General features: G+C 67.5%; 15 protein-coding genes. 6 read left to right on the top strand and 9 right to left on the bottom strand.

The genetic code is table 11. The features are described 5' to 3' along the window. Positions 1-41 precede the first annotated feature (41 nt). From gatB to gatC, 3 genes are read right to left on the bottom strand one after another with little or no spacing between them, the layout of a single operon-like run. Positions 42-1,556 carry an Asp-tRNA(Asn)/Glu-tRNA(Gln) amidotransferase subunit GatB gene (gene gatB, locus LRQ07_RS08305; protein ID WP_232761893.1) on the bottom strand — a complete coding sequence of 505 codons (1,515 nt, stop codon included), beginning with the start codon at positions 1,554-1,556 and terminating at the stop codon, positions 42-44. Then, entirely contained in the window at positions 1,556-3,073 is a 1,518-nt protein-coding gene (gene gatA / locus LRQ07_RS08300) for an Asp-tRNA(Asn)/Glu-tRNA(Gln) amidotransferase subunit GatA (RefSeq protein ID WP_256536370.1), read from the bottom strand. The genes gatB and gatA overlap by 1 nt, the downstream gene beginning before the upstream one ends. After that, entirely contained in the window at positions 3,070-3,369 is a 300-nt protein-coding gene (gatC, locus tag LRQ07_RS08295) for an Asp-tRNA(Asn)/Glu-tRNA(Gln) amidotransferase subunit GatC (protein WP_047523335.1), read from the bottom strand. Before gatC ends, gatA begins: the two co-directional genes overlap by 4 nt. A 68-nt stretch (positions 3,370-3,437) precedes the next feature. Here gatC and LRQ07_RS08290 point away from each other — a divergent pair, with 68 nt between their 5' ends. Both LRQ07_RS08290 and LRQ07_RS08285 read left to right on the top strand, forming a co-directional pair. Then, positions 3,438-5,138, top strand: coding sequence for a long-chain-fatty-acid--CoA ligase (locus LRQ07_RS08290; RefSeq protein ID WP_256536369.1), 1,701 nt, complete (start codon positions 3,438-3,440; stop codon positions 5,136-5,138). A gap of 47 nt (positions 5,139-5,185) precedes the next feature. Next, positions 5,186-7,009, top strand: coding sequence for a DEAD/DEAH box helicase (locus LRQ07_RS08285; protein ID WP_413775538.1), 1,824 nt, complete (start codon positions 5,186-5,188; stop codon positions 7,007-7,009). Between the two features lie 23 nt (positions 7,010-7,032). Here the strand turns inward: LRQ07_RS08285 and LRQ07_RS08280 are convergent, their stop codons facing one another. The 4 genes from LRQ07_RS08280 to LRQ07_RS08265 are packed head-to-tail and all read right to left on the bottom strand — an operon-like array spanning position 7,033 to position 12,151. Next, a complete protein-coding gene (locus LRQ07_RS08280; RefSeq protein WP_256536368.1) occupies positions 7,033-7,500 on the bottom strand; it encodes a hypothetical protein in 468 nt (155 codons plus the stop codon). Continuing rightward, the gene (gene ligA / locus LRQ07_RS08275; protein ID WP_232761896.1) at positions 7,497-9,830 is read right to left on the bottom strand and encodes an NAD-dependent DNA ligase LigA; all 2,334 of its coding nucleotides are present in this window, start codon (positions 9,828-9,830) and stop codon (positions 7,497-7,499) included. The genes LRQ07_RS08280 and ligA overlap by 4 nt, the downstream gene beginning before the upstream one ends. Positions 9,831-9,868: 38 nt before the next feature. Beyond that, positions 9,869-10,966, bottom strand: coding sequence for a tRNA 2-thiouridine(34) synthase MnmA (gene mnmA / locus LRQ07_RS08270; protein ID WP_256536367.1), 1,098 nt, complete (start codon positions 10,964-10,966; stop codon positions 9,869-9,871). Positions 10,967-10,975: 9 nt separating this feature from the next. Next, on the bottom strand, positions 10,976-12,151 hold the full coding sequence (locus LRQ07_RS08265) for a cysteine desulfurase family protein (protein ID WP_256536366.1): 1,176 nt from the start codon (positions 12,149-12,151) through the stop codon (positions 10,976-10,978). A 101-nt stretch (positions 12,152-12,252) separates the two neighbouring features. Here LRQ07_RS08265 and glgX point away from each other — a divergent pair, with 101 nt between their 5' ends. The 3 genes from glgX (at position 12,253) to glgB (ending at position 18,664) form a co-directional block, all read left to right on the top strand. Further along, positions 12,253-14,325 (top strand): glycogen debranching protein GlgX, encoded by a 2,073-nt coding sequence (glgX, locus tag LRQ07_RS08260; RefSeq protein WP_256536365.1) that lies wholly within the window; start codon positions 12,253-12,255, stop codon positions 14,323-14,325. Positions 14,326-14,390: 65 nt separating this feature from the next. After that, positions 14,391-16,463: a maltotransferase domain-containing protein gene (locus tag LRQ07_RS08255; protein ID WP_413775537.1), complete on the top strand. Its 2,073-nt coding sequence runs from the start codon at positions 14,391-14,393 to the stop codon at positions 16,461-16,463. Then, the gene (gene glgB, locus LRQ07_RS08250) at positions 16,460-18,664 is read left to right on the top strand and encodes a 1,4-alpha-glucan branching protein GlgB (protein WP_256536364.1); all 2,205 of its coding nucleotides are present in this window, start codon (positions 16,460-16,462) and stop codon (positions 18,662-18,664) included. Before LRQ07_RS08255 ends, glgB begins: the two co-directional genes overlap by 4 nt. A 28-nt stretch (positions 18,665-18,692) precedes the next feature. Here the strand turns inward: glgB and LRQ07_RS08245 are convergent, their stop codons facing one another. Further along, on the bottom strand, positions 18,693-19,622 hold the full coding sequence (locus LRQ07_RS08245) for a tetratricopeptide repeat protein (RefSeq protein WP_256536363.1): 930 nt from the start codon (positions 19,620-19,622) through the stop codon (positions 18,693-18,695). Then, on the bottom strand, positions 19,619-21,559 hold the full coding sequence (locus tag LRQ07_RS08240; RefSeq protein ID WP_256536362.1) for a glycosyl transferase: 1,941 nt from the start codon (positions 21,557-21,559) through the stop codon (positions 19,619-19,621). The genes LRQ07_RS08245 and LRQ07_RS08240 overlap by 4 nt, the downstream gene beginning before the upstream one ends. A gap of 181 nt (positions 21,560-21,740) precedes the next feature. Here LRQ07_RS08240 and LRQ07_RS08235 point away from each other — a divergent pair, with 181 nt between their 5' ends. Then, on the top strand, positions 21,741-22,802 hold the full coding sequence (locus LRQ07_RS08235) for an AI-2E family transporter (protein WP_047523349.1): 1,062 nt from the start codon (positions 21,741-21,743) through the stop codon (positions 22,800-22,802). The last annotated feature ends 10 nt before the right edge of the window (positions 22,803-22,812 follow it).

Raw genomic sequence — 22,812 nt, 5'->3', positions numbered from 1 at the left:
ATTCTCCCCCGAGCCTCTGACATGAGGCCCGGGGGCGCGCGCTACTGCGCCGCGCGCTCGAGGATGAGCTCACGGACGCGCGCGGCATCCGCCTGGCCCTTCATCGCCTTCATGACCGCTCCGATCACCGCTCCGGCCGCCTGCACCTTGCCGTCCTTGATCTTCGCCATCACGTCGGGCTGTGCCGCCAGAGCCTCGTCGATCGCCGCGATCAGCGCGCCGTCGTCAGACACCACCGCGAGCCCGCGAGCGTCCACGACCTCCTGCGGAGTGCCCTCACCGGCGATGACGCCTTCGAGTACCTGGCGGGCGAGCTTGTCGGTAAGCGTTCCCGCATCGACGAGCCGCTGCAGAGCCGCGACGTTCTCCGGGCTGATCAGCGCGGTGGCGTCCTGGTCCTGGGTGTTGGCGATGCGAGTGATCTCACCGGTCCACCACTTGCGTGCAGTGGCGGGTGTCGCCCCCGCGGTGATCGTCGCCTCGACGACCTCGAGCAGGCCGCCGTTGCGGACGTCCTGGAACTCCAGATCGGTGAATCCCCATTCCGTCATCAGACGACGGCGGCGAGCCACCGGCTGCTCGGGAAGAGCCGCACGCAGCTCCTCGATCAGCGCGGCGGCCGGTTCCACGGGCAGCAGGTCAGGCTCCGGGAAGTACCGGTAATCATCGGCGTCCGACTTCGGGCGCCCCGGAGAGGTGGTCCCGGTGTCCTCGTGCCAGTGACGCGTCTCCTGGGTGATCGTGCCGCCGTCGGCGAGGATCTGCGCCTGGCGCTGGATCTCGTACCGCACGGCCCGTTCCACGGAGCGCATCGAGTTGACGTTCTTCGTCTCGGTGCGGGTGCCGAGCTCGTCGGTGCCACGTCGACGCAGCGAGACGTTTGCGTCGCAACGCAGGTTGCCCCGCTCCAGTCGCGCTTCGGAGATGCCGAGGCCACGCACGATGTCGCGGATCGCCTGCACGTAGGCCTTGGCGACCTCCGGTGCACGGTGCTCGGTGCCGTAGATGATGTTCGTCACGATCTCGACCAGCGGGACACCCGCCCGGTTGTAGTCGACCAGCGAGTACTCGGCCCCCTGGATGCGTCCGGTCGCCCCACCCATGTGGGTGAGCTTGCCGGCGTCTTCCTCCATGTGCGCGCGCTCGATCGGGATCGTGATGAGCGTGCCGTCCTCGAGCTCGACCTCGACCGACCCGTCATAGGCGATCGGCTCGTCGTACTGCGAGATCTGGTAGTTCTTGCCGAGATCCGGGTAGAAGTAGTTCTTGCGGGCGAACCGGCTCGACTCCGCGATCGAGCAGCCGAGGGCGAGCCCCAGGCTGATCGAGGAGCGGATCGCCGTCTCGTTCACGACCGGCAGCGAGCCGGGGAGACCGAGATCCACGGGAGCGATGAGAGTGTTCGGTTCCGCAGCGTGGTAGGCCTCGTTGGCCGGGTTGGGCGCGTCGGAGAACATCTTCGTGTTCGTGTTGAGTTCGACGTGCACCTCGAAACCAAGGACCGGCTCGAACAGCTCGAGCGCCTTGTCGAAGTCCATGAGCTTGGCGGCGGCCATCAGCGGGTCCCTCCTGCGAGCTGGGGTGCGCGGGTGAGCAACGGAGCGCCCCACGAATCGACGAGCAACGTCTCCACCGCGGCGCCGACGCGATACAGGCGCGCGTCCTCACGCGCAGGAGCTATGAACTGGATGCCGACGGGCAACCCATCCTCGTCGGCGAGACCGCTCGGGATCGAGATGCCGGGGACGCCGGCGAGGTTGACCGGAATCGTGGTGATGTCGTTGAGGTACATCTGCAGCGGATCGTCGACCTTCTCGCCGATCTTGAACGCCGTGGTCGGAGCCGAGGGCGTCGCGATCACGTCCACCTCCGCAAACGCGTTCGCGAAGTCCTGCTGGATGAGCGTGCGGACCTTCTGCGCACTCCCGTAGTAGGCGTCGTAGTATCCGGCGGAGAGCGCGTACGTGCCGAGGATGATGCGGCGCTTCACCTCGTCGCCGAAACCGGCATCGCGCGTCGCGGACATCACATCCTCGACCGTGGGCGTGCCGTCGGGAGTCACGCGCAGGCCGAAGCGCACGGAGTCGAACTTCGCCAGGTTGCTCGATGCCTCCGCCGGCAGGATGAGGTAATAGGCGGCCACGCCGTACTCGAAGTGCGGAGCACCGATCTCGACGATCTCCGCTCCCTGAGCCTCCATCATCGCGAGTGCGCTGCGGAACGACGCTGCCACACCGGGCTGGAATCCACTGTCGGGCAGTTCACGGATGACGCCGACCTTGAGTCCCTTGAGGACGTCCCCTCGCGCGCCTTCGCGCGCTGCCTCGGCGAACGACGGCCATTCGTCACGCAGGGAGGTGGAATCCTTCGGGTCGTGCCCGGCGATCACATCGTGCAGCAGCCCCGAGTCGAGGACCGTTCTCGAGACCGGACCGACCTGGTCGAGGCTGGATGCGAGAGCGATCGCGCCGTAGCGGCTCACGCCGCCGTAGGTCGGCTTGACGCCCACGGTGCCGGTGACGTGCGCGGGCTGCCGGATCGAGCCACCGGTGTCCGAGCCCAGGGCCAGCGGTGCTTCGAAAGCCGCCACCGCCGCGGCCGAGCCGCCGCCCGAGCCGCCCGGGATGCGGTCGAGGTCCCACGGATTGCGAGTGGGGCCGTATGCCGAGTGCTCGGTGGACGATCCCATCGCGAACTCGTCCATGTTGGTCTTGCCCAGCGGCACCAGTCCCGCCGCCCGCGAACGGGCGACGACGGTCGCGTCGTACGGCGAGCGGTATCCCTCGAGGATGCGCGAACCACTGGTGGTGGGCTGATCGGTCGTGACGAGGACATCCTTGATGGCCAGCGGCACACCGGCTAGCGGGCCGAGTGTCTCACCCGCGGCACGACGGGCATCGATCGCCGCCGCGGCCTCGAGGGCACCCTCGTTGACATGCAGGAACGCGTGGACGTCGCCGTCGACCGCGGTGATGCGATCGAGATGGGCCTGCGTCGCTTCGACGCTCGACACCTCGCCCGCGACCAGCTTCGCGGCGAGATCGGCCGCGTTCAGTCCGATGATGTCGCTCACTGCTCTTCTCCCAGGATCGCGGTGACGCGGAAACGGCCGTCGGCGGCGTCGGGCGCATTCTGCAGTACCTGCTCGTGCGTGAGCGTCTGTCCGACGACGTCGGGACGGAACACGTTGCTCAGCGGGATCGGGTGGCTCGTCGCGACGATGTCAGCGGTGGCGACCTCCGACACCTTGGCGATGTTGTCGACGATGGCGTCGAGCTGGCCCGTGAGCCGCGTCACCTCGTCGTCGTTCAGCTGGATGCGCGCGAGCACGCCGAGATGGCGTACAAGATCAGGGGTGATTTCAGACACCCCTTCAGTCTAGTTGGCGCGTTCCCCGGTCCTCCGTCCCGACGAGCGACTCGACATATGCTGGGCGGGTGAGCACGTTCCAGCCCCCTCGCCCGTGGATCGCCAGCTACGCCGCAGGCGTCCCGGAAGACCTGCCTCCCGTCGACGGATCTCTCGTGGACATCGTCACCGCGTCGGCCCGCGACTACCCGGACGCACCCGCCCTCCAGTTCTTCGGGCGGGAGACGACATATGCGCAGCTGCAGACCGCGATCGACCGCGCCGCGACGGGACTGCGCGACCTGGGCGTCCGCGCCGGCGACCCGGTCGCGATCGTGCTGCCCAACTGCCCGCAGCACATCATCGCGTTCTACGCCGTCCTCCGTCTCGGTGCTGTGGTCGTCGAACATAACCCCCTCTACACGCCGCGAGAGTTGCGCAAGCAGTTCGAGGACCACGGTGCGAAGCACGCGATCGTGTGGAACAAGGTCGTCCCCACCGTGCAGGAGTTCCCCGCGGATCTTGCCGTGACGAACCTCATCGCCGTCGATGTGACGAGGGCCATGCCATTCCTCACCCGCGTCGCTCTGCGACTTCCCGTGGCGAAGGCGCGCGAATCCCGTGCAGCGTTGACCGAGAAGGTCCGCGGGGCGGTCGCCTGGGAGACGTTGCTCGCGGCGGCTCCGATCCCGGAATCGCATCCGAGACCGGGAACTGACGACCTCGCGATCATCCAGTACACGTCCGGAACCACCGGAACGCCGAAGGGCGCAGCCCTCACCCATCGCAACCTGCTCGCGAACGCTGCCCAGGCGCAAGCCTGGGTACCGTCGATCGAACGCGGGAACGGCTGCGTCGTCTACGCCGTGCTGCCGATGTTCCACGCCTACGGCCTCACCCTGTGTCTCACGTTCGCGATGTCGATGGGTGCACGACTCGTTCTCTTCCCGAAGTTCGATCCCGACCTCGTCCTCGACGTCGTCAAGAAGCACCCCGCGACCTTCCTGCCGCTCGTGCCGCCGATCGCCGACCGTCTTCTCGCTGCGGCAAAGGCGAAGGACGTGTCGCTCGACGGCATAGAGGTCGCGATCTCCGGCGCGATGGCACTGCCGCATGAGCTGGTGGTCCCCTTCGAAGAGGCGACCAACGGCTACCTCGTCGAGGGCTACGGGCTCAGCGAGTGCTCGCCCGTCCTCATGGCGAACCCGGTCGCCGACAACCGTGTGCCCGGCACCGTCGGGCTCCCCCTTCCAGGGACGGAGTGTCGCGTCGTCGACCCGGAGAACCCCCGCCACGACGTCGAAGCCGGGGCGGCCGGCGAACTCGTCGTGCGCGGGCCGCAGGTCTTCTCGGGCTACTACGGCAAGCCCGAGGAGACCGAAGCCGTCTTCGTCGACGGCTGGTACCGCACGGGCGACATCGTCACGATCGACGACGCCGGCTTCGTACGGATCGTCGATCGGATCAAGGAACTCATCATCACGGGTGGCTTCAACGTCGCTCCCACCGAGGTCGAGAACGTCCTGCGCCAGCACCCGAAGGTCGCCGATGCAGCGGTCGTAGGTCTGCCGAGCGAGCATTCGGGCGAAGAGGTCGTCGCTGCGATCGTCGTGGACCCCGGAACCGATGTCGATGTCGAGGAGATCCGTGACTTCGCGCGCAGCATCTTGACTCCGTACAAGGTGCCCCGTCGCGTCTTCGTGGTCGACGAACTGCCCAAGTCCCTGATCGGAAAGGTGCTCCGACGCCAGGTGAAGGAGCGGCTGATCTCACTGACCACCGGCGTCTGAGGCCGCCCTCACAGGCGCCGAGCATCGCGGCGCGCTACCCTTGGGAAGTGACCCCTGAAGATGCAGTGCTGACCGACGCCCCCGAGGACTCCCCCGCGACCCCCGGATTCGAGGAGCTCGGCATCACCGGGCCCGTCCTCAAAGCCATCAAGGATCTCGGCTATGAGACCCCGTCGCCCATCCAGGCGGCCACCATTCCCACGCTCCTGGCCGGACGCGATGTCGTCGGGATGGCGCAGACCGGAACCGGAAAGACCGCGGCCTTCGCGCTTCCCGTCCTCGAGCGCCTCGACGTCTCGCAGAAGACCCCGCAAGCACTCGTGCTCGCGCCCACCCGCGAACTCGCGCTCCAGGTCTGCGAGGCCTTCGAGTCCTATGCCTCCAAGATGAAGGGCGTCCACGTCCTCCCCGTCTACGGCGGACAGGGCTACGGCGTTCAGCTGTCGGCGCTGCGTCGCGGCGTCCACGTCATCGTCGGCACGCCCGGCCGCATCATGGACCACCTCGCGAAGGGCACTCTCGACCTGTCCCAGCTCCAGTACCTCGTGCTCGACGAAGCCGACGAGATGCTGAAGATGGGCTTCGCCGAAGACGTGGAGCAGATCCTCGCGCAGACTCCCGAAGAGAAGCAGGTCGCCCTGTTCTCGGCGACGATGCCCCCGCAGATCCGCCGCCTCGCGCAGAAGTATCTGCGTGAGCCGGAAGAGATCAGCATCAAGTCCAAGACCGCCACCGGCACCAACATCACCCAGCGCTACCTCGTGGTGTCTTACGCGCAGAAGGTCGACGCTCTCACCCGGATCCTCGAAGTCGAGAACTTCGACGGGATGATCGTCTTCGTCCGCACCAAGAACGAGACCGAGACGCTCGCCGAGAAACTCCGCGCCCGCGGCTACTCCGCAGCAGCGATCAACGGCGATGTCCCCCAGGTGCAGCGTGAGCGCAGCGTGAACCAGCTCAAGGACGGCAAGCTCGACATCCTCGTCGCCACCGACGTGGCTGCGCGCGGGCTCGACGTCGAGCGCATCAGCCACGTCGTGAACTTCGACATCCCCACCGACACCGAGTCGTACGTGCACCGCATCGGTCGCACGGGTCGGGCGGGACGCTCGGGCGACGCCATCAGCTTCATCACACCGCGTGAGCGCTACCTGCTCAAGCACATCGAGAAGGCGACCCGTCAGCAGCCGACCCAGATGCAGCTGCCGAGCACGGAGGACGTGAACACCACGCGTCTGAACCGCTTCGACGACGCGATCACCACCGCACTCTCGGAGACCGGACGGATCGAGGCGTTCCGCGACATCGTCGCCCACTATGTCCGCCACCACGACGTTCCGGAGGGAGACGTGGCCGCTGCCCTGGCCGTCGTCGCTCAGGGCGACAAGCCACTGCTCCTCGACCCCGCGAACGACCCTCTCTCGAAGGCGGTCGAGGCGGACAACCGTCCGCCTCGGGAGCGCACCGCCCGCGACTCGCGTGAGCCTCGCACCGAACGCCGCAGCCGCGGCGACTATGCGGCGTACCGCATCGAGGTCGGACGCCGCCACCGTGTCGAGCCCCGCCAGATCGTCGGCGCCCTCGCGAACGAAGGCGGGCTGGGTCGAGATGATTTCGGAGCCATCAACATCCGCCCCGATTTCTCGATCGTCGAGCTGCCTTCCAATCTCGACCCCGCCGTCCTGGAGAAGCTCCGCGACACGCGTATCTCCGGTCGCCTGATCGAAATCAAGCCCGATCGTGGCCCCGGCGGCGCCCGGCGCACTGCTCCGCGCGACGGTGGCAAGTTCGAACGACGCGACCACGGCGACCGTCCGGCACGCGACAACCGCGACGAGAAGCCGTACCGCAAGCCCCGCCACAAGGGCTGACGCGTCGTCGCGCGCGGTGCGGGTTAACTTGTTCCGCGCGCGAGCTGCGCCGCCACGTCGATTAACCGTTCCGGATGCTCGAGCAGTGCACGCCGTTCGGGGTGCGCGATGAGATGGGCGATCAGGCGGTGCGCCCCCGCGACGCTCGGAGCCCAGTATCCGCCGACATGATGACGACTCAACGGCACGGTGGTGTTCTCACCGTCGACCGTGAGGGTCGCGGTACCGTCTTCGGGTTCGACTCCGGGGTCGCTCAGCATCGCCGCGGTCACGGCACCGAGCACCAGCGTGCCGACCAGACCCGGCAGACGAAACCTGGTGGTCGGCACGTCGAGCGCGACTCGTTCGACGCTCGCCCACGGCAGGATGCTTCGGCTCTCGACACCCGCCCGGATCATCACCGCCTCCGGCGTCAGCCGAAGGTGATGGCGGCCGGGGTCGCCGACGGCCAGCGCATCCGGGACGACGATCAGCGGACCGTATCGCTTCACGAACCCTCGCTTGCCGGGGGAAGCGCCCCCGGTCCTTCCGTCACCAGCACGTGGAACTGGGCTGCGTCGAGAATCCGGAGTCCGAGCTCTTCGGCCTTCGCCAGCTTCGACCCGGCACCCGGCCCGGCAGCGACGAAGTCCGTCTTCTTCGAGACGCTGGATGCCGCCTTGCCCCCCGCCTTGATGATGGCCTCCTGAGCGCCCTCCCGGGTGTATCCGTCGAGCGAGCCGGTGGCGACGATGGTCAGGCCTTCCAGCACGCCGCCGGCGGGAACCGCACCACCCGGACCTGGGTGACCGGGCGTAGACCACTGCACACCGGCGTCCGCCCACTGCTGCACGATCTCCTGGTGCCAGTCGATCTCGAACCAGTCGAGGACCGAATCCGCGATGATCCCCCCGACCCCCTCCACGGCGGCGAGTTCGTCCCGCGTCGCAGCGCGGATCGCGTCGAGAGAACCGAACCACTGGGCGAGTGCGCGCGCCGCGACCGGGCCGACGTGACGGATGTTCAGCGACACGAGCAGACGCCACAAGTCCTTCGTCTTCGCCTTCTCGAGCTCAGCGAGGAGTGTCAACGCCTGCGAGGAGGGCTGCGGCCCCTCGAGACCGGACTTCCTCTCAGCCGGGGTCGGATTCCTGCGGAAGGGAGCACGCGTCTTGACGACCCCGTCGTCATCCTCCTTCGGAAGCCCGGTCTCGGCATCGCGCACGAAGAGTTCGATCGGCACGAGTTGTTCGAGGGTGAGGGCGAACAGGCCCGCCTCCGTCTCGAGAGGCGGGATCGCCGGTGAGGTCGGCTGCGTCAACGCGGCTGCGGTGACCTCACCGAGAGCTTCGACATCGAGTGCCCCGCGCGAGCCGATGTGCTCGACGCGACCGCGGACCTGTGCGGGGCAGGAACGGGCGTTCGGGCACCTCAGGTCGATGTCGCCCTCCTTCATCGCCCGAAGAGGTGTGCCGCACTCGGGGCATTCGACGGGCATCACGAACTCGCGCTCCGTGCCGTCTCGTCTCTCGACCACGGGTCCGAGAACCTCGGGGATGACATCACCGGCTTTGCGGAGCACGACGGTGTCGCCGATCAGCACGCCCTTGGCTTTGACCACGTCCTTGTTGTGCAGCGTGGCCTGACGCACCACGGAACCGGCGACGTGCGCCGGCGCCATGACGGCGAAGGGAGTCGCACGACCTGTACGACCGACCGACACCACGATGTCGAGCAGCGTGGTCTGCACCTCTTCCGGCGGGTACTTGTAGGCGATCGCCCACCTCGGCGCACGACTCGTGGCTCCGAGTTCAGCGTGCAGCTCGAGCTCGTCGACCTTGACCACGATGCCGTCGAGCTCATGCTCGATGTCATGCCGATGCTCGCCGAAGTACTCGACGAACGCGACGACGTCGTCGATCGTGCCGCAGACCTTCGTGTGCGGGCTCGTCGGCAGTCCCCATCCGGCGAGCAACTCGTACACCTCGCTCTGCGCTGCGACGGGAGGATTCGTCCACGCGCCGACACCGTGCACGTAGAGCGACAGGGACTCGATGCGCAGAAGCCCCGCTTCGAGCTCGAGCCCGTTCTTCTTGTCGATCTGCTGACGGAGCCCTCCACTGGCCGCGTTCCGTGGATTCGCGAAGGACGGGAAGCGTCGCGCGGCGGCGGTGCGCGCCTTCTCTTCGTCGAAGGGCTTCTTGACCCCGCCCCGCGCCTCCCACTTCGCGAGAGCATCGGCGTAGGCGCGATCGCGGTAGCTCGCCTGCGCGGCATTGAGACGTTCGAAGGCCGCGACCGGGATGAACACCTCACCGCGCACCTCGACGATCTCGGGGTGTCCCTCGCCGCTCAGACGATAAGGGATCTCTGGAAGGCGCAGCGCGTTCTCGGTGACGACCTCCCCCACTCGTCCATCACCACGCGTTGCCGCGGAGGTCAGGACTCCGTTCTCGTACCGGAGGTTGATCGCGAGGCCATCGATCTTCAGTTCGGTGAGCCATGCGACGCGACGGCCGGCCGCGGCTTCGGTCTTCGCCGCCCAGTCCCTCAGTTCGTCGACGGAGAACACGTTGTCGAGGCTGAGCATGCGCTCGGCGTGCTCGATGGTCGCGAGCCCTGTGGCCTCGGCGGCTCCGACCATCTGCGTGGGCGAGTCCTGTCCCTGAAGCTCGGGATGAAGCCTCTCGAGTTCTTCGAGCCGGTGCATCCACCCGTCATACGTGAAATCGTCGACGAGCGAGGTGTCTCGGCCGTAGTAGGCCTCTTTCGCATCGAGGATGCGGGTGGTCAGCTCCTCGGCTTCGGTTCGGGCGTCTTCCAGCGAGATGTTCTCCGGCACCTCGACAGTCTATGAGTGGGCACCGACACCGGAAACGTCTACGCGCCGACCGGAACCGCCGAGACCGTGGTGTCGATCGTGAACTGTCCGAGAACGCGGGTGCCGACATAGAGCACCGCCGTCTGCCCCGGTGCCACCCCGTCGAGCGGGACGTCCGGGACGACGCGGACGCCGGTGTCCGAAACCTCGGCCTGCGCGGGAACCGGTTCTGCGTGGGCGCGGATCTGGACGTGGCATTCGAACGCGGATTCGGTGGGTGCGGCGCCCGCCCAGCTGAAGCGCTCCCCCGCGATCTCCGCGATCGCCAACGCTTCCTTCGGACCGACGACGACCGTGTTCGACACCGGCCGGACCTCGAGGACGAACCGAGGCTTGCCGTCCGGGGCGGGGATGCCGAGCTTGAGTCCGCGACGCTGTCCTACTGTGAATGCGTGGGCGCCCTCGTGCGATCCGACGACCTCACCACTGCGATCGACGATCTCGCCCGTGGCGGTGCCGACCTTCTCCGCCAGCCAGCCGCGGGTGTCGCCGTCGGGGATGAAGCAGATGTCATGGCTGTCGGGCTTCTGCGCGACGCTCAGCCCACGCGACTCCGCCTCCGCGCGCACGATCGCCTTCGACGGCGTCGTGCCGAGCGGGAAGTATGTGTGAGCGAGTTGCTCGGCGGTCAAGACGCCCAGCACATACGACTGATCCTTGGCGTTGTCCGAGGCACGGTGCAGTTCCAGCCCCTGCTCGCCGTCGATGAGTGTGGCGTAGTGGCCCGTGCACACGGCGTCGAACCCGAGCTCGATGGCTCTTTCCAGAAGCGCGGCGAACTTGATCTTCTCGTTGCAACGCATGCAGGGGTTGGGTGTGCGGCCCGCCTGATACTCCGCGATGAAGTCCTCGATCACGTCGTCGCGGAAGCGCTCCGAGAAGTCCCAGACGTAGAAGGGGATGCCGAGCACGTCGGCAGCCCGGCGTGCATCGAGAGCGTCTTCGATCGTGCAGCATCCACGGCTACCGGTTCGCAGCGTGCCCCCGGCGCGGGAGAGAGCCAGATGCACACCGACGACGTCGTGTCCCGCCTCCACAGCCCTGGCGGCTGCAACGGCGGAATCGACTCCACCGCTCATCGCCGCAAGTATCCGCATGAGAACAGTCTACGAGCGTGTGCCTGTGCCGGCGCCGGATGCGCGGGCGTAGGCATCGGCGATGACGGCGAGTACCGCATCGACATCCGTGGCCGTCGACGTGCGCCCCAGGGAGAACCGCAGCACACTGCGCGCCTCCCGCTCGCTCCGCCCCATCGCCATCACGACGTGTGAGGGCTCGGCGACCCCTGCCTGACACGCGGATCCTGTGGATGCGGCGACCCCGGCCACGTCGAGAAGGAACAGCAGGCTCTCCCCCACGGCACCGGGGAAGAGCACGTGCGCGTTGCCGGGCAGACGCTCGATCGGGTCACCGAGGAGCACGGCGGAGGGCACGGCGGAGCGGATTCCCGTGATGAGGCGTTCGCGGAGTCCGGCCAATCGTGCGGCCTCCTGTTCGCGCTCGGTCTCGGCGAGTTCGACCGCGGTGGCGAACGCCGCAGCTCCGGGGACGTCTTGCGTCCCGGCCCGGAGCCCGCGTTGCTGGGCACCGCCGCGCAACAGCGCCGTGATCCGTGCGGTGCGGGCAGCGACGAGGACTCCGACTCCCACGGGCGCGCCGATCTTGTGGCCGGCCAGGCTCATCGCCACGAGTCCGACACCGTCGGCGGCATCGCCACGCATCGAGCGGAAAGACACCGGAACATGGCCGAGCGCGGCCACGGCGTCGAGGTGGAGCGGCACGCGCGCGATCGCCGCATGGTGGGCGAGCATCGCGGCCGGGTTGATCGTGCCCGCTTCGTTGTTCGCGACGAGGGCCGTCGCGAGGGCGGCACCGGGAAGGCGTGCGGCGAATTCCTCGGGGTCTATGCGCGCGTGGGCGTTGACCGGCACCCGACGCAACTCGGCGCCGTCGTCGAGGAGAGCGGAGACGGTGTCCATCGTGGCGTGGTGCTCCGCCTCCGGCATCACGACCGCCGCTGTCCCGGTCGCGCGGGATCGCCACATCCCCTGCAGTGCCAGATTGATCGATTCGGTACCACCCGAAGTGAACACGATCTCGATGGGATCGGCGCCCAACACCGCGGCGACACGCTCGCGCGACTCCTCGAGCAGACGCCGAGCGTCCTGTCCTGCCCCATGTGTCGACGACGCGTTGCCCACAGTCTCGGAGGCATCGAGCCACGCGGCGCGCGCCTCCGGGCGCAGAGGCGTGGTCGCCGCATGATCGAGATAGTGCCGCATCCCTCGATTCTCTCGCGAATCGGCCTCGGTCGGGGCGTGTGGGCGTGGAACCCGGTACGCCCGGAGATGAGACGGCGACACATCGCCTCTAGTGTGTACTCATGCCCGTGTCCCCTGCCCTCGCCGTGCCCGGCGGCTCCACTCTCGACCACCTCGGTGTCCGTCTCCATGACGGCGTCGGCACGCTGCGCGTTTGGTCGCAGAACGCCTCCTCCGTCGAGCTCGTGGTGTTCGACGCCACCGACCTCGACTGGGCGACGGATGAGCTGGAACTCGAGCGCCGCCCCGGCGGTGTCTGGGAGATCACGACGGAGCTGTTGCAGCCCGGCGTGCGATACGCCATCCGGGTCGGAGGGCCGCACGGGCCCGGGAACACCTTCAACCCGGAGACCCTCCTCCTCGACCCCTACGCCCGCGGCCTCGCTCAGGGCGACGGATACGAGGAGTGGCGCTCGGTCGTGATCGTCGACGGCTTCGACTGGGGCGACTCGCAGAAGCCCCGCGTGCCCCTGGATCGCACGGTCATCTACGAGGGCCACCTCAAAGGGCTCACCAAGCGTCACCCCGACGTTCCTCCTGCTCTGCACGGCACCTACGCCGGTCTCGCGCACCCCGCGATGATCGAGTACTTCCACTCGCTCGGGATCACGTCGATCGAGCTGCTGCCGGTGCATGCCTTCGTGCCGGAGCCCCGCCTGCTCGAGCGTGGCCTCACCAATTACTGGGGCTACAACACCCTGAACTTCTTCACCCCGCACACGGCCTACGCCACCGAGGAGGCCCGCAAGGAGGGCCCCGAGGCCGTGCTCGCCGAGTTCAAGGGCATGGTCAGGCTGCTGCATGAAGCCGGTCTCGAGGTGATCCTCGACGTCGTTTACAACCACACGTCGGAAGAAGGCATCGGCGGCCCCCGCTCGAGCCTGCGCGGCATCGACAACGCCTCCTACTACCGACAGGACGAGTCCGGGGTCTACATCGACACCACAGGGTGCGGAAATACTCTGAACACGGCCACCGACGCCGGTGCGAGGCTCGTTCTCGATTCCCTCCGCTACTGGGCGCAGGAGATGCAGATCGACGGCTTCCGTTTCGACCTCGCGACCGCGATCGCGCGGGACAGCACGCACACCTACACGCCCGATCATCCGCTCCTCGCTGCCATCGCGAACGACCCGATCCTGGCGGACACCAAGCTCATCGCCGAGCCGTGGGACGTCGGACTCGGCGGCTGGCAGACGGGCAACTTCCCGACCGGCTGGCAGGAATGGAACGACCGCTACCGCGACCGCGTGCGCAACTTCTGGCTGAGCGACATCGACTACGCGCGTCGCGCCTCAGCACCGGTGGGGATCGGTGGGTTCGCGACGCGGCTCGCCGGCTCCTCGAACACGTTCAGCGAGGAGCGCGGTCCCCTCGCCAGCGTGAACTTCATCACCGCGCACGACGGTTTCACCCTGCACGACCTCGTCTCCTATGACGTGAAGCACAACGAGGCCAACGGGGAGCACAACCGCGACGGCGCCGACATGAACCGCGCGTTCAACCACGGGATCGAAGGCCCGACGGACGACCCGACGATCCTGGCCGCGCGGCGCAAGGCCATGCGCAACCTCCTCGGCACCCTCCTGCTGTCCGCGGGCGTGCCGATGCTCACGGCCGGCGACGAGGTCGGGCGCACACAGCGCGGCAACAACAACGCCTACGCGCAGGACTCCGCCCTCACGTGGCTCGGGTGGGAGTTCGAACCGTGGCAGGAGGATCTGCGCGCGCATGTCTCCCGCCTGACCCGTCTGCGGCAGGAGAACCCCGCGCTCCGTCCCAGTCGCTATGCCCGACTGGGGGAACACATCCCGAACGCCTCCGTCATGGACTGGTACGACCAGAACGGCGAGACGATGGAGCAGAGCCAATGGGCGGATCCCGGCAACCGCACCCTGCAGTACGTCGCGGCATCCACTCCTGACGCCGAGGCGTACAACCGCATCCTGCTCATCGTGCACGGAACCGAGTCACCGATCGACGTGCGTCTCCCGGAGGAGATCGAGGATGCGACGCGCTTCGTCTCGTTGTGGTCGAGTGCGCAGGAGCGTCCCTCCGACGACGAGGAGGTCTTCGTCCCCGGAGACGTCCTGCCCGTATCGGGCACGTCGATGAGGTTGTTCCGGGTCGAATGACACCCGGCTCCGACGCACCCCACGGCGCGCTACCCGCGATCACGTCCGCGCGGTAGATTCGGGATGTGGCTGCACGTGCTGGTACTCGGTCCTCGGCTCTCCGGAGCCCCGCTCAGATCCCGGCGCGCGCGCCCGGGCACGTAGACCTCCCCGGTGCGTTGCGTACGACCCGGCTCCCGCTGCTCGACCCCTCGCCCGCGGTCCCCGGTGGTTTTCCCGCCAAGGCCTTCGTCGGCGAAGTCGTCCCCTTCCACGTGGTTTCCTTCCGCGAGGGCCACGACATCATCGGTGTGCATCTCCGCCTCACGTCGCCCTCCGGGGAAGAGACGCTCCACAGACTCTCCCCTCGTCACGACGGCACCGACACGTGGTCGGCAGACGTTGCGCTCGATGAGCAGGGCACCTGGCGCTACCGCTTCGAGGCGTTCGCCGATGACTTCGCGACCTGGGCCCACGCGGCGGCGTTGAAGGTCGCCGCGGGCGTCGACGTCCCCGTGATGGCGGCCCTGGGTGCCGAACTGCTCGAGCGCGCCGCCGCGGAGAAGGACCGCCCGGCCGCGCAGCGACGACGGCTGCTCACAGACGCCGAGTCACTGCGGAGCGGCGACGGCGCGGTGACCGCGGCCCTCGCCGCGGACCCCCAGCTGACGGAGATCTTCCGCGCCCGGCCTGTCACGGCGATCCGCTCCGCCACCACCGAGCAGAATCTCGTCGTCGATCGGCTCGCCGCAGGAGTCGGGGCCTGGTACGAGTTCTTCCCGCGCTCCGAAGGCGCCAAGCGGTTGAGGGACGGGACGGTGCGGAGCGGGACGTTCCGCACAGCGACGAAGCGCCTCCCGGAAGTCGCGGCGATGGGCTTCGATGTGGTCTACCTCGTACCGATCCACCCGATCGGCATCACGAACCGGAAGGGGCGCAACAACACCCTCACGGCGGAGCAGGGCGACCCGGGATCGCCGTATGCCATCGGTGCGGAAGAGGGCGGCCACGACGCGATCCACCCCGACCTCGGCACTCTCGCGGACTTCCGGGCCTTCGTCCGCGCCGCGCGGAAAGAGGGCCTCGAGATCGCGCTCGATCTCGCACTGCAGGCCTCCCCCGACCACCCCTGGGTCAGGCAGCACCCGGAGTGGTTCACCACGCTGCCCGACGGCAGCATCGCGTACGCGGAGAACCCGCCGAAGAAGTACCAGGACATCTACCCGCTCAACTTCGACAACGACCCTGCGGGGATCTCGGCGGAGATGCTCCGGGTGGTTCAGCACTGGGTCGCGCAGGGGGTGAAGATCTTCCGGGTCGACAACCCGCACACCAAGCCTCTGCAGTTCTGGGAGTGGCTGATCGCGGAGGTCAACGCGGTCGATCCGGACGTGATCTTCCTCGCGGAGGCGTTCACCCGTCCTGCGGTGATGCGCGCCCTCGCCGCTGTGGGGTTCCAGCAGAGCTACAGCTACTTCACCTGGCGGAACACGAAAGCGGAGCTCGAGGAGTTCCTCACCTCGGTCTCGCACGAGACCGCCGACTACATGCGCCCGAACCTCTTCGTGAACACCCACGACATCCTGACCGAGTATCTGCAGTTCGGCGGTCGGGCCGCCTACCGGGTCCGTGCCTGCATCGCGGCCACGGCAGGACCGATCTACGGCGTGTACGCCGGCTACGAGCTCTTCGAGAACGTCGCCCGTCCGGGTTCCGAGGAGAACATCGACAACGAGAAGTACGAGTACAAGTTCCGCGACTGGAACGGGGCCGAGGCTCGCGGGGAGTCACTCGCGCCGTTGCTGCGCAGGCTCAACGAAGTCCGCGCCGCCCACCCGGCGCTGCGTCAGCTCCGCAACTTCTCGACCCACTGGAGCGACGACGACGCCGTCCTCGTCTACAGCAAGCACCTCGCGGCGCCGTTCACCGGGAGCGGGCACGCGGACACAATCATCGTGGTCGCCAACGTCGACCCGCATTCGGTGCGGGAGACCACCGTCCACCTCGACACCACCCGGTGGGGTGTTCCCCTCGGCCACCCGTTCGAGGTCGAGGACCTACTCACCGGCGCGATCTGGACCTGGAGCGACCACAACTACGTACGACTCGACGCCTTCGCCGAGCCGGTCCACATCCTGAAGGTGAGGGAGCGATCATGAGCTACGCGGAAGACGTCGCCGCATCCATCGAATGGGAGGCGGTCTCCTCGGCCACCCACCATGATCCGCATTCCGTGCTCGGCGCACATGCCCACCAGGACGCCGCCGACCGGACGGTGACCGTCATCCGCGTCCGACGCCCGCTCGCGTCGGAGGTCGCCGCCGTCTTCGATGATGGCACCAGACTCGAGCTCTCCCACGCCGCGCACGGCATCTGGGAGGGGCAGCACGTCGGTCCCCCTCTCCCCTACCGGGTCGCGACGCGCTACGCCGATCACGCGGAAACCGTCGTGGGCGATCCCTATCGGCACCGTCCCACCCTCGGCGACCTCGACCTGCATCTGATCGCCGAGGGGCGTCACGAACGCCTCTGGGAGGCGCTGGGGGCGCACCCCCGAACCGCGGAGGGCGAGCCGGGAGTCTCCTTCGCCGTCTGGGCGCCCAACGCCACCGCGGTGCGCGTGGTGGGTGACCACAACGACTGGAACGGCGAAGCCCACGCGATGCGTTCGATGGGGGTGAGCGGAGTCTGGGAGCTCTTCATCCCGGACCTGTCGGTCGGCACCCGGTACAAGTACCAGATCCGTACGCGTGACGGGGCATGGATCCTCAAGGCCGACCCGATGGCGCTCGCCGCCGAGGTTCCTCCGGACACCGCCTCCGTGGTGACCTCCTCGTCCTATGCCTGGTCCGACGGTGCGTGGATGACCCGGCGTGCGGCAACGCATGCCGTCGCGCAGCCACTCTCGATCTACGAACTCCACGTCGGATCCTGGCGTGCCGGACTCGGGTATCGCGAGCTCGCGGGTCCGCTGATCGAGCATGTGACGGCGGCAGGGTTCACCCATGTCGAATTCATGCCCCTGGCCGAGCATCCGTTCGGCGGCTCCTGGGGCTACCAGGTGAGCGGGTACTACGCGCCGACGAGCCGGTTCGGCAGCCCTGACGATCTGCGCTACCTGATCGATCGTCTGCATCAGGCCGGTATCGGCGTCATCATGGACTGGGTGCCGGGGCACTTCCCGAAGGACGCGTTCGCCCTCGCCCGCTTCGACGGTCAGCCGCTGTACGAGCACCCTGATCCGCGCCGCGGCGAACACCAGGACTGGGGAACGCTCATCTTCGACTACGGACGCCCCGAGGTCCGAGGATTCCTGGTCGCCAACGCTCTCTACTGGCTCAGAGAGTTCCATGTCGACGGGCTGCGGGTCGACGCGGTCGCTTCGATGCTCTACCTCGACTACTCCCGCGAGGCCGGCCAATGGGAGCCCAACATCCACGGCGGACGCGAGAACCTCGAAGCGATCCGGTTCTTGCAGGAGGTCAACGCCACCGCCTACCGCCTGCATCCGGGGATCATGATGATCGCCGAGGAATCCACGAGCTTCCCGGGCGTCACCGCCCCCACCGATCACGCGGGGCTCGGGTTCGGCTTCAAGTGGAACATGGGGTGGATGAACGACTCGCTCCAGTACATCTCACGCGATCCCATGTACCGCTCGCATCATGAGGGCGAGATGACATTCTCGTTCGTCTATGCCTTCGGCGAGAACTACCTGCTGCCGATCAGCCACGACGAGGTCGTGCACGGCAAGGGGAGCCTGCTCACGAAGATGCCGGGCGATCACTGGCACAAGCTCGCCAACACCCGCGCGTACCTCGCATACATGTGGGGGCATCCGGGCAAGAAGCTCCTGTTCATGGGACAGGAGTTCGGTCAGCTCGCCGAGTGGTCGGAGAGTCGCGGACTCGATTGGTGGCTTCTCGACCAGCCCTCGCATCTGCAGTTGCAGGATTTCGTGGGCGCGATGAACCGGACCTATCGCGCACAGGCACCGCTCTGGGCGCGCGACAACGACGGGTCCTCCTTCCATCGACTCGGTGCGCCGAACTGGGATCCGTCCGTGATCGCCTTCGAGCGGCGCGACGACCACGGAGGACGCTTGGTCGTGGTCAGCAACTTCGCGGGCGTCGAGCACGCCGGCTATCGCCTCGAGCTCCCCCGGGAAGGGGTGTGGCAGGAGGTGCTCAATACAGACGCCGCCGAGTACGGCGGCCGAGGCTCGGGAAACCTCGGCATGGCCTTCGCGAGCGCGGACGAGGGCGCCGCTCCCACCGCGGCGGTGACGCTACCCGCGCTCTCGACGCTCTGGCTGCGCCATCAGCCCGAGCCGCACGTGCCCACCGTGAGTCACGGGTGACAGTGCACCCGACCGGCTCCCGTCTTCCCTAGAAGAGCAGCGAAGAGAGCCGGTTGCGGGCGGAGACCACGCGCGGGTCGGCTGCCCCGATGAGTCCGAACAACTCGACCAGGCGCTCCCTGACAGGAGTGCGCTCATCGGAGGGCAGCTGCGCGAAGAGGTCGAGCAGTCGACCGAACGCATCGTCGACGTGGCCTCCCGAAAGGTCGAGATCCGCGACGTCGAACTGCGCCTGGACATCGAGCGGACGCTCGGCGGCCGCCGCACGGGCCACCTGCAGATCGAGCCCTTGCACACGATCGAGAAGGCGCACCTGTCCCAGTCCGGCGAGAGCTTCCTCATCGCGCGGGTTCTCGGCCAGTGCCTTCTCGTACGCGCGGATCGCGGCGGCGTAGTCTCCGACCTCGATCGCGGCGAAGGCCTCGGCGTGCAGCGGCGGAAGCTCCGGCTCCTCCGGTGCACTCGGTGCGTCAGCAGCCGCCGTCTCCTCGACCGCGAGAGTGCCGGTGACACCGTTCTGTGCGGCGACCTGCAACAGCTGGGCAAAGACCTCTCGCACCTGCTGCTCCGGCACCGCACCGGTGAACATCGGCACGGGCTGCCCGGCGATCAACGCGACCACCATCGGGATCGACTGCGCCCGGAAGCTCTGCGCGAGCTGCGGGTTCGCATCGACATCGACCTTCGCCAACAGGACGCGACCGTCGAGTTCGCGGGTCACCTTCTCGATGATCGGGCTGAGCTGCTTGCACGGACCGCACCACTCCGCCCACAGGTCGACGACGACCGGCACCGTGCGCGAGAGCTCGAGGATCTGGCCGAACGTCTCATCGGTGGCGTCGACCACGACATCGACGACGCCGGGCGTAGCCGTGCTCTCGGACGGCGATGCCGGCCGATTGCGGAGGCTCGAAAGGTCCACCGCGCCACGCAGCGCGGCCGGGGAGATTTCACTCACTTGATCACCTTCACGGAGAGGAGGTCCTGGTGGACTGCCAGGAGTCGGATCTGTTCCGTCGATCCCTGTGCGGGGACCGAGAAGAACAGCTGGAACTCGTACGTCGTCTCGACGCCCTTCGCGGACTCGGTCGCCCCCGTCAGCGCCTTGGCCTCGGCGTTGTCACCGAATCGGATCACCACATCCGACGACGTCGGAGTCACGGTCTCCTTGTCGGTGAGAGACACGGCGACGATCGCACCACTGTCGAGAGTGGTCATCGAGATGGGCTCGGCGGTCGTCGGGGACATGTCGAAGGCTGCCTTCGACGTCTCTGACGCCCCCTTGTCGGCGAGGTTCTTCACGACGGCCTGCCTGCTGTCGGTGATCGAGGTCGCGAGATTCAACGCGAGGTCGTCGAACAGACCGTAGTACTCGCTCTTCTCCCCGGCATCGACGACATCGGCGAAAGCCGGAGCGAGCTCAGCCGGTGGAAGCGTCAGGAAGGCGGAATCGGACGGCACGAGAGAGGTGCCGAGCCAGGTGGCGGCGACGTCGGGGAACACAGCATCCGCCGACATCTCCGCCATGTTGCTGATCCGGTAGTTCGACCACGGGTCCGCCTGCGTCATCATGAGGAGGACCGGGGGCACGGTGTCGTCACCGGTGCTCTTCGACAGCATGAGGACCGTGCGGGGCCAGCGGTCGGTGGCCTCGGGGAGCACCACCTCGAAGTCGTCGGTCGGGATGGCTGCGGGCAGCGCCATGTCCGCGATCTTCGACCGCAGTGCATACTCCGTGGTCCGCGCGGCGAGTGCGGGGCCGTCGAGACGAGTGGTCGCGAGGTCGAGGTCGAGCGCGGAGTCCGCTTCGGCGACGGTCTCGGACGCGGACTGCAGGATGCGCTTGGCCTGCGACTCCGTCACGGCGGGCGGCTTCTGGTTCTCGGGGGCGATCACCGTCGGGCTCGGCGACGGAGACGTCGAAGCGCCGTCGAACTGGGGCCAGGAGTCCGCCGAGCATCCCCCAGCGAGGACGGCCGTCAGACCGAGTGCCGGGAGTGCCAGCATCCGACGCCGCCGCATCGGGTGCGCCGCACGCATGGCGTTCTTCGAGTCTGTTCCCTTGTGATCGTCCACGATCTCCGCATCCTCGGTCCCGCCGTCCGATGCCCCGTCGACGGAAGTCTGAGATTCCGATGTATCGTTCCCGGCTTCGAGTGCTGCGCGCTCCGCAGGTGGAAGCGCGGCGACGTCGATCGGCTCGGTCGCCGGAAGCGGGCCGGGACCCTTGCGACGAGGGCCGCGACCTCGCCGCTGATGGCGGATCCCGAGCACGTACAGGATGAGTCCGATCAGCAGCACGATGCCACCGGCGACCATCAGCGGCCCTGCCAGAGGCGTCTTCGTGTCCAACGGCCAGGAGACCGTGATCTGGTCGGGCGCGTCGAGCGTGCCGTCGTAGGCGATCAACGTGCTCGTTCCCTCGGGCAACTGGATCTTGTCGACGGTGAGGAGGTTCTCATCCTCGAAGGAGTCCAGCCACAAGTCGGACCCTCGCGGGTCGCGGCCTGCGGGTTCCTCGGTCGCCCCTTCGCCCGCGTCCTCACCGGCGTCCGTCGAGTCCGGGTCCTCGGGAGCCGTGACGTGCTCGACCGACAACTCGCCCTCGTCGTCCACCGTCACCCGGTTGTAGTCGGAGTCAGCCAGCCAGGCCTCCATGTCGGCGGTCCGGCCGTAGCTGCTGAAGATGTCTCCCTGGCCGCGGACGATCAGCTTCTGCGCACCCGGGTTCGTCCGCAGGACGTCGCCATCCAGCAGCACGAACGGTGCGGGCTCATCGATCTCGACCTGCGTCTGCTGCGAGTCGGGCCCCATGAATATGGTGCGCTGGGCGATCCCCGCCCCGATCAGCACCGCGGCCAGCACGAAGGCCACCACGGCCCATACGAAACGCACGAATAGTCTCCTCACGCATCACCGGCATCTGCCCGCGACGCAACACTCGACATTTCAGACTAGCGAAATCAGCTGTGTGTTGCCCACGAGGAGGTGCAGTGCGGGCAGGAAACGGCACGTCGCCCGCTGCTCGAGGCTCCCGCTCGGTAGCCTTGCTGCAGCCGTTTCGAGGAGTCCACAGATGAAGATCCACAATCCCTTCCGCACCGCGCTGGTGGCGACGCTCGGAGTGGGGTTGGGGATCCTGCTGATCAGCAGCGTGCAGACGCTCTCCACTGTGCTCCTGTACGTCGGCACCGCTCTCTTCCTCAGCCTGGGCCTGGATCCGCTGGTTTCGTTCCTCGAACGCCGCAAACTCCCCCGGTGGCTCGCCGTGCTGGTGACCATCGTCGCTGTCCTCGCCGTGTTCAGCGGGATCGTCCTGATCATCCTCCCCGTGCTGGTGGACCAGATCTCTCAGCTCATCGCACAGATCTCGGCGATCGTCTCACGCGGGAACCTGATCCCCGATCTCAAGGAGTGGATGCAGGCCACGTTCCCCAACCTGCTCGTCGATGACGTCTTCACCTACGTGACGGAATGGCTCACGACGAACCTGGCCGAGATCGGCGGCTCGATCGGCCAAGGGGTCCTCGTCGCGAGCGGCGCCGTCCTCAGTGGACTCTTCGGGGCGTTCATCGTGCTCATCCTGACGATCTACCTGACCGCGTCGACCCCCTCCCTCAAGCGCGCCGTCTACCAGCTCGCCCCGGCCTCGAAGCGCGATCGGTTCATCGATCTCTCCGAGCAGATCACCGACTCGGTCGGCTACTACGTGATGGGCCAGGTCTCCCAGGGTGTGCTCAACGGCGTCCTGAGCGCCATCTTCCTCTCCATCATCAATGCGCCGTTCCCCACGGTCCTCGCGATCATCGCGTTCTTCTTCTCGCTGATCCCGCTCGTCGGCACCCTGACCGGCTCGACGATCATCGTGCTCGTGTGTCTCATCCCCGGACTCGGCTCGCCGGGAATCGCGATCGCCGCTGCCATTTACTACTTGATCTACATGCAGATCGAGGCGTACGTGATCTCCCCGCGCATCATGAGTCGTGCGGTCTCCGTTCCGGGAGCTGTCGTGGTCGTCGCCGCACTCGCCGGAGGAAGCCTGCTCGGGCTGCTGGGGGCGCTCATCGCGATCCCCGTCGCCGCGAGCATCCTGATCATCTACCGTCAGGTGCTCATCCCCCGCATGAACGAGCTCTGAGGCGAGGCGA

This window comes from Microbacterium sp. J1-1 (assembly GCF_024498615.1).
In the GTDB taxonomy this organism is placed as follows: domain Bacteria; phylum Actinomycetota; class Actinomycetes; order Actinomycetales; family Microbacteriaceae; genus Microbacterium; species Microbacterium aurugineum.
Note: the sequence above shows the minus strand (reverse complement) of the source record. Positions and strands in the feature narration are given on the sequence as shown.

What these genes read in the sequence shown, in the direction of transcription:
- gatB (WP_232761893.1), bottom strand. Translation starts at nt 1,556, where the DNA reads ATGGCCGCCGCCAAGCTCATGGACTTCGACAAGGCGCTCGAGCTGTTC.
- mnmA (WP_256536367.1), bottom strand. Translation starts at nt 10,966, where the DNA reads ATGCGGATACTTGCGGCGATGAGCGGTGGAGTCGATTCCGCCGTTGCA.
- glgX (WP_256536365.1), top strand. Translation starts at nt 12,253, where the DNA reads ATGCCCGTGTCCCCTGCCCTCGCCGTGCCCGGCGGCTCCACTCTCGAC.
- LRQ07_RS08265 (WP_256536366.1), bottom strand. Translation starts at nt 12,151, where the DNA reads ATGCGGCACTATCTCGATCATGCGGCGACCACGCCTCTGCGCCCGGAG.
- glgB (WP_256536364.1), top strand. Translation starts at nt 16,460, where the DNA reads ATGAGCTACGCGGAAGACGTCGCCGCATCCATCGAATGGGAGGCGGTC.
- LRQ07_RS08235 (WP_047523349.1), top strand. Translation starts at nt 21,741, where the DNA reads ATGAAGATCCACAATCCCTTCCGCACCGCGCTGGTGGCGACGCTCGGA.